10 protein-coding genes are annotated in these 14,659 nt (G+C 72.6%); 8 read left to right on the top strand and 2 right to left on the bottom strand.

The window, feature by feature from the left end:
* Positions 1–657: 657 nt before the first annotated feature.
* Positions 658–1,326 carry a DUF305 domain-containing protein gene (locus ACN269_RS14385; RefSeq protein ID WP_421472930.1) on the bottom strand — a complete coding sequence of 223 codons (669 nt, stop codon included), beginning with the start codon at positions 1,324–1,326 and terminating at the stop codon, positions 658–660.
* 8 nt (positions 1,327–1,334) lie between these two features.
* Positions 1,335–2,135 carry a DUF3105 domain-containing protein gene (locus ACN269_RS14380; protein WP_421472929.1) on the bottom strand — a complete coding sequence of 267 codons (801 nt, stop codon included), beginning with the start codon at positions 2,133–2,135 and terminating at the stop codon, positions 1,335–1,337.
* Positions 2,136–2,233: 98 nt separating this feature from the next.
* On the opposite strand from ACN269_RS14380, the gene argS reads away from it, so the two are divergent.
* The 8 genes from argS (at position 2,234) to thrB (ending at position 14,448) form a co-directional block, all read left to right on the top strand.
* Positions 2,234–3,901 carry an arginine--tRNA ligase gene (gene argS, locus ACN269_RS14375; RefSeq protein ID WP_421472928.1) on the top strand — a complete coding sequence of 556 codons (1,668 nt, stop codon included), beginning with the start codon at positions 2,234–2,236 and terminating at the stop codon, positions 3,899–3,901.
* 1 nt (position 3,902) lies between these two features.
* Positions 3,903–5,288: a diaminopimelate decarboxylase gene (gene lysA, locus ACN269_RS14370; RefSeq protein ID WP_421472927.1), complete on the top strand. Its 1,386-nt coding sequence runs from the start codon at positions 3,903–3,905 to the stop codon at positions 5,286–5,288.
* 8 nt (positions 5,289–5,296) lie between these two features.
* On the top strand, positions 5,297–6,607 hold the full coding sequence (locus tag ACN269_RS14365; protein WP_421476343.1) for a homoserine dehydrogenase: 1,311 nt from the start codon (positions 5,297–5,299) through the stop codon (positions 6,605–6,607).
* A gap of 159 nt (positions 6,608–6,766) precedes the next feature.
* Complete coding sequence (gene thrC / locus ACN269_RS14360; RefSeq protein WP_421472926.1) at positions 6,767–7,816, top strand: threonine synthase; 1,050 nt, start codon at positions 6,767–6,769, stop codon at positions 7,814–7,816.
* Positions 7,817–7,934: 118 nt separating this feature from the next.
* Positions 7,935–11,216 (top strand): efflux RND transporter permease subunit, encoded by a 3,282-nt coding sequence (locus ACN269_RS14355; protein ID WP_421472925.1) that lies wholly within the window; start codon positions 7,935–7,937, stop codon positions 11,214–11,216.
* Between the two features lie 149 nt (positions 11,217–11,365).
* Positions 11,366–12,181, top strand: coding sequence for a polysaccharide deacetylase family protein (locus tag ACN269_RS14350; protein ID WP_421472924.1), 816 nt, complete (start codon positions 11,366–11,368; stop codon positions 12,179–12,181).
* 11 nt (positions 12,182–12,192) lie between these two features.
* Positions 12,193–13,437: an MFS transporter gene (locus ACN269_RS14345; RefSeq protein ID WP_421472923.1), complete on the top strand. Its 1,245-nt coding sequence runs from the start codon at positions 12,193–12,195 to the stop codon at positions 13,435–13,437.
* 66 nt (positions 13,438–13,503) lie between these two features.
* On the top strand, positions 13,504–14,448 hold the full coding sequence (gene thrB, locus ACN269_RS14340; protein ID WP_421472922.1) for a homoserine kinase: 945 nt from the start codon (positions 13,504–13,506) through the stop codon (positions 14,446–14,448).
* Positions 14,449–14,659 lie beyond the last annotated feature (211 nt).

Raw genomic sequence — 14,659 nt, 5'->3', positions numbered from 1 at the left:
GGCGTGGGTTGCCGTGATCGACTCGGGTTCTTGAAAGCCGGGGTGTCCCGGTCGCGCCGATAGCCCTCTTTGCAGGAACCCGAGTCGATCATCGAGCCCGCGCCCCCGCCCCGCGCCGCCGCCCGCCCCCCGCCCCGCGCCGCCGCCCGCCCCCCGCCCCGCGCCGCCGCCCGCCGCCCCGCCACGGCCGCGCCCCGCCCGCCGCCCGCCACGGCCGCGCCCCGCCCGCCGCGCCGCCCGCCGCGCCGCGCCGCCCGCCCGCCGCTCCGCCCCGCCGCGCCGCGCCGCCCGCCCGCCGCTCCGCCCCGCCGCGCCGCGCCGCCCGCCGCGCCGCGCCGCCCGCCCGCCGCTCCGCCCCGCCGCGCCGCGCCGCCCGCCGCGCCGCGCCGCCCGCCGCGCCGCGCCGCCCGCCGCTCCGCCCCGCCCGCCGCTCCGCCCCGCCGCTCCGCCCCGCCCGCCGCTCCGCCCCGCCGCTCCGCCCCGCCGCTCCGCCCCGCCGCTCCGCCCCGCCCGTCGCCCCGCCCGCCACGGCCGCGCCGCGGCCGCCGCGCCCCGCACGCCCGCCCGTCCCGGGCGGGGTGGCGGCCGGATACGGGTCGGGCCCGCGTCCCGCCCAGGTGCGGCGGTGACGCGGGCCCGGTGTGCCCGTGGAGTGGATCAGCCCTTGGCCTGCGCCTGGAGCTGCCGGAGGTTGTTCAGCTCGGACTGCTGGGTGGACTTCATGGTCTCGGCCACGCGGACCACCTCGGCGTTGTCGGTCTCGGCGAGCGCCGCGTCGATCATGTGGATCCCGCCCAGGTGGTGGTTGTACATGAGGGCCAGGAACTCGCGGTCGACCTCGATGCCCTTGGCGTCGCGCAGGGCGGCCATCTGCTGCGGCGTGGCCATGCCCGGCATCAGTCCGTCCTTGACGGTGGCGCCGTCGGACATCCACGACATCGGCGGCTGCGAGCCGGTCGGGCTCAGCCCCCATTCGCGCAGCCAGGTCTGCATGGCGCCGATCTCGCCCTGCTGGCCGGTGGCGATGTCGACGGCGATCTGGCGGACCTCGGGCAGCGTCGCCGACCGGTACGCGATCAGGCTCATCTCCACGGCCTGGGTGTGGTGGGTCGTCATGTCCCGGGCGAAACCCGCCTCGACCGAGGCGTCACCGGGGCGGGTGAGTCGGGGGGTGAGCAGACCGCCGGCGTACCCGAGCAACAGCCCCACCACCAGCAGGACGGTCAACGCGAGCAGCCCGTAGCGCCGTGCCGGCGCCCGGCCGTCCTCGTCCGGGACGGCCTGGGTCTCGTCGTACTCGCTGTCGGTGGTGGTGGGGGCTGTCATCGACGTCCTTACTGGGTGGGCGGCTGCTGCTGGAGCTCACGCGGGGTGGTGCCGGTGGCGGTGACGCCCTGGTTGCAGAGCGCCGTGGGGCCCTCGACCGAGGCGTTCACCCGCAGGTCCTTGATGAACTCGTCGATCCGCTTGTCGTCGGCGTTGTCGAGCTTGAGCTGGTAACCCCACGCCTGGAGCGAGATCGGCTTGTCCAGGCCCTCGTACGGGCTCATCAGCATCTTCTCGACGCCACGCACCTTGCCGGCGAGCTTGTCGACCTGGTCCTTGGGCAGGTCCGGGCGGTAGGTGATCCACACCGCGCCGTGCTCCAGGCTGTGCACGGCGTGCTCGCTGGCGATCGGGGCGTCGTACACGTCGCCCATGCAGTTCTGCCAGGCGGCGTTGTGCACGCCACCCACCGGCGGCGAGTACTTGTAGGTCAGCGGGCCGGACTTGTGCGACTCGTAGTCGAGGCTCGTCTTGTCGGTCTTGCGGATGTTGACGATGCCGTCGATGGCGTTGGCCCGCTTGTCCCACGGCTTGGAGCCCTGGAACGCCGCCCAGGCGCCGTACCCGATGATGCCGGCGGCCAGCACGCCCACCGCGACGAAGAGCGCGATGGGACCCCACGCCCGGCCCTGGCTCACCTTGACCGGGGCGACCGGCTTGCGCGGACCCTTGCCGCCGGCCCGGGGGGAGCCCGTCGGCTTGCCGGAACCGGCCTTGGCGCCGGACGTCGGCCGGCCCGCAGCCGGCTTCTTGCCGGTGCTGACCACGGTCGGGCGGCGCTCCGGGCCACCCGGGGTGCTGATGCTCATCGTGCCTCGTCAAGTCGGTCGGTCAGGGGAGATGGCGGGCCGGTTGACGCGCAGGGTAGCCGCCGAGTGCCCGAGTCTACCCCCGATAACATGGTTGGGTGACTCCTGCAGAACTCGCCTCGGTCGTCCTCACCGCCGCCCACGCCGTCTTCACCGACCGTGGCCTGGATCACGCCGCGCTTCCGGAGCGCACGGTGGTGGAGCGACCGCGCAACCCCGAGCACGGCGACTACGCCTCCACGCTCGCTCTGCAGTTGAGCAAGAAGGTGGGCGTCCCGCCGCGTGAGCTGGCCAGTGCGCTCGCCGACGAGCTGGGCCGCGCGCCCGGGATCAAGTCGGTGGAGATCGCCGGGCCGGGCTTTCTCAACATCCGGCTGGACGCCGCCGCCGCCGGCCAGCTCGCCCGGGTGATCGTCGAGGCCGGCGCGGAGTACGGCCGCAGCGACCGGCTCGCGGGCGAGAAGATCAACCTGGAGTTCGTGTCGGCCAACCCCACCGGCCCGGTGCACATCGGCGGCGTCCGCTGGGCGGCCGTCGGCGACGCGCTGAGCCGGCTGCTGCGGGCCACCGGCGCCGACGTCGGCACGGAGTACTACTTCAACGACGCCGGTTCGCAGATCGACCGGTTCGCCCGGTCACTGCTGGCCGCCGCGAAGGGCGAGGCCGTGCCGGAGGACGGCTACGGCGGCGCGTACATCGCCGAGATCGCCAATGAGGTGCAGGCCCGCCGGCCCGACGTGCTCGGCCTGGATGACGCCGCTGCCCAGGAGGTGTTCCGCGTCGAGGGCGTCACGCTGATGTTCGACGAGATCCGCTCGTCGCTGCGGGACTTCGGCGTGGAGTTCGACACCTACTTCAACGAGAAGGACCTGCACGACCGGGGCGAGCTGGATCTCGCGCTGGCGCGGCTGCGCGAGCAGGGCCACCTGTACGAGTCCGAGGGCGCGACCTGGCTGCGGACCACCGACTTCGGTGACGACAAGGACCGGGTGCTGCGCAAGTCCAACGGCGAGTGGACGTACTTCGCCGCGGACTGCGCCTACTACCTCGACAAGCGCGAGCGGGGCTTCGAGCGGGTCGTGATCATGCTGGGCGCCGACCACCACGGCTACATCGGCCGGATGAAGGCGATGGCGGCGTGCTTCGGCGACGACCCGGACCGCAACCTGGAGATCCTCATCGGGCAGCTGGTCAACCTGCTGCGCGACGGCGCCCCGATGCGGATGAGCAAGCGGGCCGGCACCGTGATCACCCTGGAGGACCTGGTCGAGGCGATCGGCGTGGACGCCTCCCGGTACGCGCTGGCCCGCTACTCCAGCGACTCCCCGATCGACATCGACATCGAACTGTGGACGCGGGCGACCCGCGACAACCCGGTCTACTACGTGCAGTACGTGGCCGCGCGCACGGCGGGCGTGGCTCGCAACGCCGCCGAAGTGGGCCTGGTTCCGGGCGACGCCGACGCGTTCCGCCCCGAGCTGCTCGACCACGAGAAGGAGAACGAGCTGCTCAAGGCGCTCGCCGAGTTCCCGGCGGTGGTGGCCACGGCCGCCGAGCTGCGCGAACCGCACCGGGTGGCCCGCTACCTGGAGGAGAGCGTCGCCGCCTCCTACCACCGGTTCTACGACAACTGCCGGGTGCTGCCGTTGGGCGACGAGGAGGTCACCGACCTGCATCGCGCCCGGCTCTGGTTGAACAACGCCACCCGCACGGTGATCGCCAACGGTCTGCACCTGCTCGGCGTCTCCGCTCCCGAGAGGATGTGACATGCGGGCTCACGAAGCCGGCGCGCTGCACGCGGACATCAGCAACCAGGGGCCGGCGTGGCTGCGTACCCCGGCCGACGTCAACGCCCTCGTGCCGGCGCTGTGGCCGCGCAGCGTGGCGCGCGGCGCGGACGGCGCGGTCGCCGTCGCGGGCCTGAGCGTCCGCGACATCGCGGCCGAGTTCGGGACCCCGGTGTACGTCCTCGACGAGGCCGACCTGCGCTCGCGCTGCCGCGACTTCCGGGCGGCGTTCCCGACCGAGGACGTCTACTACGCGGGCAAGGCGTTCCTCTGCCGGGCGGTGGTCCGGATGATCGCCGAGGAGGGCCTTTTCCTCGACGTCTGCACCGGCGGCGAGCTGGCCACCGCGCTGTCGGCCGGGATGCCTCCGGAGCGGATCGGCTTCCACGGCAACAACAAGTCGGTGGCCGAGCTGGGCCGGGCGCTGGACGCCGGGGTGGGCCGGATCATCGTCGACTCGTTCACGGAGATCGACCGGCTCACCGCGCTGGCCCGTGAGCGCGGGGTCCGGCCCCGGGTGCTGGCCCGGGTCACCGTGGGCGTCGAGGCGCACACCCACGAGTTCATCGCCACCGCCCACGAGGACCAGAAGTTCGGCTTCTCGTTGGCCGGTGGGGCCGCCGCGAACGCCGCGTTCAAGATCCTCGACGAGGGCGTGCTGGAGCTGCGCGGTCTGCACTCGCACATCGGCTCGCAGATCTTCGACGCCAGTGGCTTCGAGGTCTCGGCCCGTCGGGTGCTCGCCCTGCAGGCGCAGATCCGCGACGCGCGCGGGGTGGAGCTGCCCGAGCTGGACCTGGGCGGCGGCTTCGGCATCGCGTACACCACCCAGGACGACCCGGCGACACCGCAGGATCTGGCCAAGCGGCTGCGCAAGATCGTCGACTCGGAGTGCGCGGCGGAGAACCTGGCCGTGCCGCACCTGTCGATCGAGCCGGGCCGGGCCATCGTCGGTCCCGCCGTGTTCACCCTCTACGAGGTCGGCACGGTCAAGGATCTCGACGGCATCCGGACGTACGTGAGCGTGGACGGCGGGATGAGCGACAACATCCGTACCGCGCTTTACGACGCCTCGTACTCGGCGACCCTGGCCTCGCGCGCCTCGGACGCGGCGCCGTTGCTCGCCCGCGTGGTGGGAAAGCACTGTGAGTCCGGGGACATCGTGGTGAAGGATGAATTCCTGCCCGCCGACGTGCAGCCCGGAGATCTTGTCGCGGTGCCCGGCACCGGCGCGTACTGCCGGAGCATGGCCAGCAACTACAACCATGTGCCCCGGCCGCCGGTCGTCGCGGTACGTGACGGCCAGGCGCGCCTGATCGTCCGGCGGGAGACCGAAGAGGACCTGCTGGCATTGGATGTGGGATGACGTCACCTGTGCGCTTGGCTCTGCTCGGCTGCGGCACGGTCGGCCAGGAGGTGGTCCGGCTGCTGCACGAGCAGTCGGCCGACCTGGCCGCCCGCATCGGCGCTCCACTGGAGATCGCCGGCATCGCCGTCCGCCGACTCGGCCGCGACCGGGGTGACCTGCCGGTCGACGAGAGCCTGTTCACCACCGACGCGCTCGGGTTGATCAAGCGCGACGACGTGGACGTGGTCATCGAGGTCGTCGGCGGGATCGAGCCGGCCCGGAGCTGGCTGGTCGAGGCGCTGCGCGCCGGCAAGAGCGTGGTCACCGCCAACAAGGCGTTGCTCGCCGAGGACGGCGTCGCGCTGCACGAGGCGGCCGCCGAGGGTGGCGGGGACCTCTACTACGAGGCGTCCGTGGCCGGCGCCATCCCGTTGCTGCGTCCGCTGCGCGAGTCGCTGCACGGCGACCGGATCAACCGGGTCACCGGCATCGTCAACGGCACCACCAACTTCATCCTGTCCGCGATGGACGCCACCGGCGCCGGCTTCGCCGAGGCCCTGGAGGAGGCCACCGAGCTGGGGTACGCCGAGGCCGACCCCACCGCCGACGTGGAGGGCTTCGACGCGGCGGCCAAGGCCGCGATCCTCGCCTCGTTGGCGTTCCACACCCGGGTCGGTGCCGCCGACGTGCACCGCGAGGGCATCACCGAGGTGACCGCCGCGGACATGGCCAGCGCCCAGGCGATGGGCTGCACGATCAAGCTGCTCTGCATCGCGGCCCGGGGCGTCGACGCGGCCGGTCAGGAGACGGTCAGCGTCCGGGTGCACCCGGCGATGATCCCGCGCAGCCACCCGCTGGCCAGCGTCGGCGACGCGTTCAACGCGGTCTTCGTCGAGGCCGACGCGGCCGGGCAGCTCATGTTCTACGGCCGGGGCGCGGGCGGCGCACCGACCGCCAGCGCGGTGCTCGGCGACGTGGTGGCGGTGTCCCGCAACCGGCTCGCCGGTGTCCGCGCGGCGAGCGAGAGCGCGTACGCCGACCTGTCGGTGCGGCCGATGGGTGAGGCGCTGACCCGCTACCACGTCAGTCTGGACGTGGCCGACCGGTCCGGTGTGCTGGCCGCCGTGGCGAGCGTGTTCGCCCGGCACGACGTGTCGATCGCGACCGTGCGCCAGGGCTCGGCGGGTGGTGCCCCCGGTCGGGACGGCGACGCCGAGCTGGTCATCGTCACCCACGTGGCGCCGGACGCCGCGCTCGCCGCGACCGTCGAGGAACTGCGTGGGCTGGACATCGTCCGGTCGGTGACGAGCGTGCTGCGGGTCGAGGGCGGCGCCTGAGTCGTTGGACCATCGGGGGTGCGGGTGTCCCGCCAGGTGGGTAACCCGGGGTGTGCCATCGATGGCTGCGGCAGGGTGGTCCAGGGTGACCGGGTGCTCGGGTCGGTGCTGAGGTAGCGGCTCGGGTCGGTCCGGCGACGGAGAGGCGAGGAGAGCGACATGTGGCGGGGTCTGATCGAGGCGTACCGGGATCGGCTTCCCGTCACCGCGGCCACGCCGGTCGTCACGTTGCACGAGGGGAACACCCCGCTGCTGCCGGCGCCGGTGCTCTCGGCCCGGCTGGGTTGTGACGTCTACCTGAAGGTGGAGGGAGCCAACCCGACCGGCTCCTTCAAGGACCGGGGGATGACCCTCGCGGTGTCGAAGGCGGTCGAGGCCGGCAACAAGGCGATCATCTGCGCCTCCACCGGAAACACCAGCGCGTCCGCCGCGGCGTACGCGGCCCGGGCCGGGCTGACCTGCGCGGTGCTGGTGCCGCAGGGCAAGATCGCGCTGGGCAAGCTGGCCCAGGCGTTGGTGCACGGAGCGAAGCTGCTCCAGGTCAGCGGCAACTTCGACGACTGCCTGGCGCTCGCCGCCAAGCTGGCCCAGGACCACCCGGTCGCCCTGGTCAACTCGGTCAACATCGACCGCCTGCACGGGCAGAAGACGGCCGCGTTCGAGATCGTCGAGGCGCTCGGCGACGCGCCGGACATCCACTGCCTGCCGGTCGGCAACGCCGGCAACATCTCCGCGTATTGGATGGGGTATGCGGAGGAGCAGGCTGCCGGCGCCACCACGCGCGCGCCCAAGATGTACGGCTTCCAGGCGTCCGGCGCGGCGCCGATCGTGACCGGCCAGGTGGTGCCGGAGCCGTCCACCATCGCCACCGCGATCCGGATCGGCAACCCGGCGAGCTGGACGAAGGCGCTCGACGCGCGGGAAGCCTCCGGCGGCCTCATCGCGGCGGTGACCGACCGGGAGATCCTGTCGGCGTACCGGCTGCTCGCCCGTGAGGTGGGCGTGTTCGTCGAGCTGGGCAGCGCGGCCAGCGTGGCCGGTCTGCTCCAGCAGGCTGCTGCGGGCGCGGTGCCGGCCGGTTCGACGGTGGTCTGCACGGTGACCGGTCACGGCCTGAAGGACCCGGAGTGGGCGATCTCCACCGCGCCCGCCCCGCTGACCATCGGCAACGATCCGCTGGCCGCGGCCCGCGCCCTCGACCTGGCCTGAGCGCGTCGCCGCCGCCGGCGGTGGGGCCGCCCTGGGGGCGGCGGGGGTTCCGGTGATCGAGTCCGGCACACTTTCACGTATCCCCGCCCGCATTCTCTTTCAGGAGTGAGCCAGGCCGATGTCGCTGCTCGCCAGATTCAGCCTCGCCAACCGAGGGCTGGTCGCCCTCATCGCGGTGGTGACCACGGCGTTCGGAGCGTTCGCCGTGCCGTCGCTGAAGCAGCAACTGCTGCCGTCGCTCGAGTTCCCGGCCGCGTTCATCGTGGCCGCCTACCCCGGCGCCGGACCCGAGATCGTCGAGTCGCAGGTGACCGAACCGATCGAGAACGCCCTGCAGGGCATTCCGGGGCTGGACAAGGTCACCTCCACGTCCCGCGAGGGGTCGGCCACGGTCCAGGTCGCGTACGAGTTCGGCACCGACCTGGACGGCGTGGTCAACAAGATGCAGACCGCGCTGAGCCGGATCGACGCCCAGTTGCCGGACAGCGTCGATCCGCAGGTCATCGCGGGCAGCACCGACGACCTGCCGGCGGTGGTGCTGGCCGCGGCCGGTGGCGCGGACGAGCGGGCGCTCGCCGAGAAGCTGCGCGCCACGGTGGTGCCGGAGCTGGAGGGCATCGAGGGCGTCCGCACGGTCGAGGTGACCGGCACCCGCGACGACGTCGTGGTGGTCACCCCGGACCCGGCGAAGCTGGCCGCTGCGAAGCTCGCGCCGACCGCGATCGGCGCCGCCCTGAAGACCAACGGCGTCGCCATCCCGGCCGGCGCGGTGGCCTCGGGCGGCCTGGCCCTGCCCGTGCAGGTCGGAACGCCGGTCGCCACCCTGGACGACCTGCGCGGCATCGTCGTCGCGCCCGGCGCGGCGCCGGTGCGCCTCGGTGACGTGGCGACGGTCGAGCAGCAGCTCGCCCCGGCTACCGCGATCACCCGGACCAACGGCAAGGACAGCCTCGGTATCGCCGTCACCGCTTCGCCGGACGGCAACGCGGTAGAGATCTCCCACGAGATCCGCGACCGGCTGGCCGACCTGAAGAACGCCTCCGGCGCGGACCTGACGGTGGTGTTCGACCAGGCGCCGTTCGTGGAGAAGTCGATCGAGTCGTTGACCACCGAGGGACTGCTGGGCCTCGTGATGGCGGTCATCGTCATCCTGGTCTTCCTGCTGTCGGTGCGCTCGACCGTGGTCACCGCGGTCTCCATCCCGCTCTCCGTGCTGGTCGCGCTGATCGCCCTCTGGATCGGCGACTACTCGCTCAACCTGCTCACCCTCGGCGCGTTGACCATCGCGGTGGGCCGGGTGGTGGACGACTCGATCGTCGTGCTGGAAAACATCAAACGGCATCTGGAGTACGGCGAGGAGAAGCAACACGCGATCATCACCGGCGTCCGTGAGGTGGCCGGCGCGGTGACCGCGTCCACCCTCACCACGGTGGCGGTGTTCGCCCCGATCGCGCTGGTCGGCGGGTTCGTGGGGCAGCTCTTCGCGCCGTTCGCGATCACCGTGACGGTGGCCCTGCTCGCCTCGCTGCTGGTCTCGCTGACGGTGATCCCGGTGCTGGCGTACTGGTTCCTCAAGCCGCGCGGGGGCACCCCCGACGACGAGGCGGTGCGTCGTGCGGCGGAGGAGAAGGAGCTGCACAACCCGTTGCAGCGGGCGTACCTGCCGGTGATCGGCTTCGCCACCCGTAAGCGGTCGACCCGCTGGATCACGGTCGGGCTCGGCCTGCTGGTGCTCTTCGCCACCTTCGGGCTGGCGCAGAAGCTGGAGACGAACTTCCTGGACGATTCCGGCCAGGACACGCTCAGCTTCCGGCAGGAACTGCCGGCGGGCAGCAGCCTGGCCACTACCGACGCGGCGGCCAAGCAGGTCGAGGCGGTCCTCGGCCGGACCGACGGGGTCGAGACGTACCAGGTGACGGCCGGTGGTGGCGACACGCCGTGGGCGGGCGGCGGCGGTAACAACATCGCGAGCTGGTCGTTGGCGCTCGGCGGCGACAAGGACGCCAAGCAGGTACGCGAGGAGCTGCGCCGGGAGTTCGACAAGATCGGCGCCAGCCTGGGCGAGGTCAGCTTCAGCGGCGGCCAGGACGCGTCGACCAGTCAGCTGGAGGTGATCGTCCAGGCCAGCGACCCGGAGGTGCTGACCCGCGCCGCCGAGGCGGCCCGTACGGCGATGGACGGCGTCCCGGACGTCGAGGACGTCACCACGAGCCTCGCCGCGCGCGTGCCGCGGGTGGACGTGACCGTCGACCGGGTCGCGGCCGGTCGGGTCGGTCTCACCGAGGCCGCCGTGGGTCAGCTCGTGTCGCAGGCTTTCCGTGGCGCTCCGCTGGGTCAGGTGGCGCTCGACGGGCGTCAGCAGGACGTGGTGCTGCGGCTGAGCGCGACCGCTCCGGTGTCGGTGGAGGAGCTGCGCGCCCTTCCGGTCGGGCCGGTGAAGCTGGACGACATCGCGGACGTCACGCAGGCCGAGGGGCCGCAGCAGGTTACCCGGATCGACGGTGAGCGCAGTGTCTCGGTGACGGGCGCGGCGACCGGTTCCAACCTGGGCGCGACCACCAAGGAGCTGCAGAAGCGGCTGGACGGCATCGACGTTCCGGGAGCGACCTTCACCATCGGTGGGGTCAGCGCCGACCAGTCGGACGCCTTCGGCGACCTGGGCCTGGCGGTGCTCGTCGCCATCGCGATCGTGTTCCTGATCATGGTGGCGACGTTCCGCAGCCTCACCCAGGCGTTGATCCTGCTGATCTCCATCCCGTTCGCGTCCACCGGCGCGATCGGTCTGCTGCTGATCACCGGGACGCCGCTGGGCGTGCCGGCGTTGATCGGTGTGCTGATGCTGGTCGGCATCGTGGTGACCAACGCGATCGTGCTGCTCGACCTGATCAACCAGTACCGGGCGCGGGGCATGGGGGTCCAGGAGGCGGTGGTCGAGGGTGGCCGGCGTCGGCTGCGACCGATCCTGATGACCGCGGTCGCGACGATCTTCGCGCTGCTGCCGATGGCGTTCGGGCTGACCGGCGAGGGTGGCTTCATCTCGCAGCCGCTGGCGGTCGTGGTGATCGGTGGCCTGCTCAGCTCGACGCTGCTGACGCTGATCCTGGTGCCGACCCTCTACTCGATGGTGGAGCACACCAAGGGGTCGCTGCGGGAGCGGCGTCGTCGGCGGCGCTCCGGCGACGCCACGCCGAGCGGGCCGGCGGACGTCGAGCCGGATGGCCCGAACCAGGTGGCGGTGCCGACGGGCGCACCGGCGGCTCCGTCGGCCGAGGGCGCGCAGCCGTCGGCGACGCGCCCCGCGCCGTCGGGTGCGCTGGTGGACGGCACGGACCAGTTCGAGGTGTTGCGACTGCCGCGCAGCCGCAGGTCGCCGCTGCCTCCGTCGGAGCCGACCGAGTAGTCGACCGACGTCACGGGCAGCGCCCCCGGCAGGGTTTCCTGTCGGGGGCGCTGCTCTTCGTGCCCGCCGATCGAACGACCTGACCTCGGCTTTGCGTCACGTCTTGCATACTCCTGGTAGATATCGGCGGTGACGAGCGGGGCAGGCGGATGACCGAGGGCGCGCGCGGGTGGTCCCGGCGCGACCTGCTGCGCCGAAGCGCCCTGCTGGTGACCGGAGCGGCCGCCGGGGCGGGTGTGACCGACATCTGGTTGACCCACCGGCGGCTGCCGCTGGCCGGCGGTCCGGCCAGCGCCACCGTCGGCAACGGAGCGCAGGACGTCGGCGCAGGCGTCCTTCCGGTCGTCTGGTCGGGATCGACCACCCAGCGGCTGGTCGCGCTCACCTTCGACGACGGCCCGGCGCCACAGTGGACGCCCATGGTGCTGGACACTCTCGCCCAGCACCGGGTGCCCGCCACGTTCTTCCTGGTCGGTAGCCAGGTTCGACAGCACCCCGACCTCGTCCGCGACCGGCTCGCCGAGCACGAGGTCGGCAATCACAGTTGGGCGCACCGGGATCTCGCCCAGTTGGACGCCGCGGCGGTGTACGACGACCTGAGCCGCACCCACGACGCGATCACCGAGGTGACGGGCCGGGCGCCCCGGCTGGTCCGCCCGCCGTACGGCCACCTGGGCGGGGCCGTGCTGCACGCGGCCGCCCGGTTGAACTATCGGCTGGTGCTCTGGTCGTTGCAGATGGTCGAGCGGGAGTTTCCCGACGACCCGGCCGGTCATGCCCGGCGGATCGTGGACGGCGTCCGGCCCGGGACGATCCTGCTCGGGCACGACGTCGGTCAGCGGCGGCGCCTGGTCGCGCTGCGCGGCCTTCCCGACATGATTCGCGGACTCCGGGAGCGCGGGTACACCTTCGTCACCGTCTCGGCGCTGCTGGGAGCGGGTGTGGCCGCCACGCCCACCGGGTAGGGTGCCGGTCCGTGGCGTCCACCCTTTCGGTCCTTACCGGCAATCGGAGCTTCCGTAACCTCTTCCTCGCCGAGCTGGTGGTCTTCGGGGCCGACTGGTTCGTCATGGTGCCGCTGCTGGTGCTGCTGCCCCACCTCACGGGAAGCGGCGTCTGGGGCGCCCTGGTGCTGGCGGTGGACACCGGCATCGTGGCGCTGCTGCTGCCGTACACCGGCACCATCGCCGACCGGTTCGACCGACGCAAGATCATGATTGTCGCGAACGTGGCCGCGCTGGCCGGTGTGTTGCTGCTGCTCGGTGTCCGCGACCGTGGCACGGCCTGGTTGGCGCTGGTGGCGATCGGGGCCGTCGCGGTCGCCAAGGCGTTCTACTCGCCCGCCGCCCAGGCCGCGCTGCCCAACGTGCTGGAGCCGCACGAACTGGCCGCCGGCAACGCCGTGGCCGGCTCGGCCTGGGGCACCATGACGGTGGTGGGCGCCTCACTGGGTGGAGTGCTCAGCTCGGCCGCCGGCCCGTACGCCTGCTTCTGGGTGGCGGCGGCGGGCCTGGCGCTGGCCGCGGGCCTCGCCACGCGGATCCGCCGGCCGTTGCAGGCGGCCCGCGACCCGTTGTTGCCGGCGCAGCGGACCTGGTCGGCGGTCCGCGAGGCGCTCGGCTACATCGGGCACCGACCTCGGGTGCTGGCGCTGGTGACGGTCAAGTCGGCGGTCGGCCTGGGCAACGGGGTGCTGACCGTGTTTCCGCTGCTCGCCGGCTTGTACGGGGTCGGCTCACTGGGCGCGGGTCTGCTCTTCGCGGTACGCGGCGCGGGTGCGTTGGTCGGGCCCATCCTGATGCGTCGGGTGTTGACCAACCGGTCCTGGCTGCTGCCCGGGCTCGCGCTGTCCATGTCGCTCTACGGTCTGTCCTATGTGGGCACGTCGGTGGTCCGCTGGTTCCCGCTGGTGCTGCTGCTGGTGTTCGTGGCGCACTTCGCGGGCGGCAGCAACTGGGTGATGTCGAACTTCGCCCTCCAGGGCGAGGTGCCGGACCGGCTGCGCGGACGCGTGTTCGCCACCGACATGATGCTCGCGACGCTGGCCATCTCGGTGAGTCAACTGGCGGTGGCCCTGGTCGTGGACGTGGTGGACGAGCGGGTGGTGCTGGCCGGCTGCGGGCTGGTCACCGTCGTGTACGCGGTCGGTTGGCGGATCGCCACCCGTCGTCTGTCGCTGACCGATCCGGCCGCCGAACCGGTCCCCGACGCCGCCGGCTGAGACCGGGCCGGTCCCACGGTGCGGGCGAGCGGCCGGATCGTCGGTGTCGGGTCCTAGCATGAGCGCGTGCCGACGAACTTCACCGCCGGGCCGGTCCGGGTCCGGGTTCCCGCGACGAGTGCCAATCTCGGTCCGGGCTTCGACGCGCTGGGGCTCGCCCTCGGGCTCTACGACGACCTGGCCGCCGAGGTGTCGTCCGGCGGGGTCCGGGTGACGGTGACCGGTCAGGGCGCCGGTGAGCTGCCGGCCGACGATCAGCACCTGGTGGTGCGGGCCATGCGTGCCACGTTCGACGTCCTCGGCGTGCAGCCCACGGGTCTGCGCGTGGAGTGCGTCAACCGGATACCGCAGGCGCGCGGCCTCGGTTCGTCGTCGGCTGCCATCGTCGCCGGGGTGCTGCTGGCCCGTGCCCTGGTCGCCGACGGCGATGAGCGGCTCGACGAGCCGGCTCTCCTCCGGCTGGCCGCCGAGATCGAGGGCCATCCGGACAATGTCGCGCCGTGCCTGCTCGGCGGCTTCACGCTGGCCTGGACCGAGACGGATGGCGCTCGTGCGGTGTCCCTGCCGGTCGCCGACGCCGTACGCCCCACGGTCTTCGTGCCCTCCGAGCGCGGCCTGACCGCGACCGCGCGGGCGGCCCTGCCGGCCACCGTGCCCCACGCCGACGCCGCGTTGACCGCAGGACGGGCGGCGTTGCTGGTGCACGCGCTCACCACGGACCCGGCGCTGCTGATGCCGGCCACCGTCGACCGGCTGCACCAGGATTACCGCGCGGCGGGGATGCCGGGCACATCGGCGCTGGTCAGCGCGTTGCGAGAGGCCGATGTGGCGGCTGTGGTCTCCGGGGCCGGGCCGAGTGTGCTGGCGTTCGGCGAGCCGCCAGCGGGCTTCGACGCGGGAACAGACTGGCAGATCTGGAAGTTACCGATAGACGTCAGCGGTGCCCGGGTCGCCCGGGGTAGACTTGGACACGCCGAGCGGGACCCTGTTGCCGCAGGTCGGAAGAGTTGATTACGCTCTAGACCTAGCACAGCCGCGAAGCACGCGATCTCCTGCGGGGCGGCGCACCCCCGAAGCTCTCGGCGGTCAGCCCGTCACCCCTGCCAAGGCCCACGCCGCACCGCAGTTTCCACAGGTCGCCGCAGACGGCGAGACCTGCCCACCGACGTTTGGTGGGTCGGGAAACCACCGGCTGCTGTGTCACAGACTCCCGCGACGCGTC

The organism is Micromonospora sp. WMMD736 (assembly GCF_049179015.1).
Lineage (GTDB): Bacteria > Actinomycetota > Actinomycetes > Mycobacteriales > Micromonosporaceae > Micromonospora.
Note: the sequence above shows the minus strand (reverse complement) of the source record. Positions and strands in the feature narration are given on the sequence as shown.

Bases quoted from the DNA above. Each gene is read 5' to 3' on its own strand.
- ACN269_RS14385 (WP_421472930.1), bottom strand. From the start codon at position 1,326: ATGACAGCCCCCACCACCACCGACAGCGAGTACGACGAGACCCAGGCC.
- ACN269_RS14350 (WP_421472924.1), top strand. From the start codon at position 11,366: ATGACCGAGGGCGCGCGCGGGTGGTCCCGGCGCGACCTGCTGCGCCGA.
- lysA (WP_421472927.1), top strand. From the start codon at position 3,903: ATGCGGGCTCACGAAGCCGGCGCGCTGCACGCGGACATCAGCAACCAG.
- ACN269_RS14380 (WP_421472929.1), bottom strand. From the start codon at position 2,135: ATGAGCATCAGCACCCCGGGTGGCCCGGAGCGCCGCCCGACCGTGGTC.
- thrC (WP_421472926.1), top strand. From the start codon at position 6,767: ATGTGGCGGGGTCTGATCGAGGCGTACCGGGATCGGCTTCCCGTCACC.
- ACN269_RS14355 (WP_421472925.1), top strand. From the start codon at position 7,935: ATGTCGCTGCTCGCCAGATTCAGCCTCGCCAACCGAGGGCTGGTCGCC.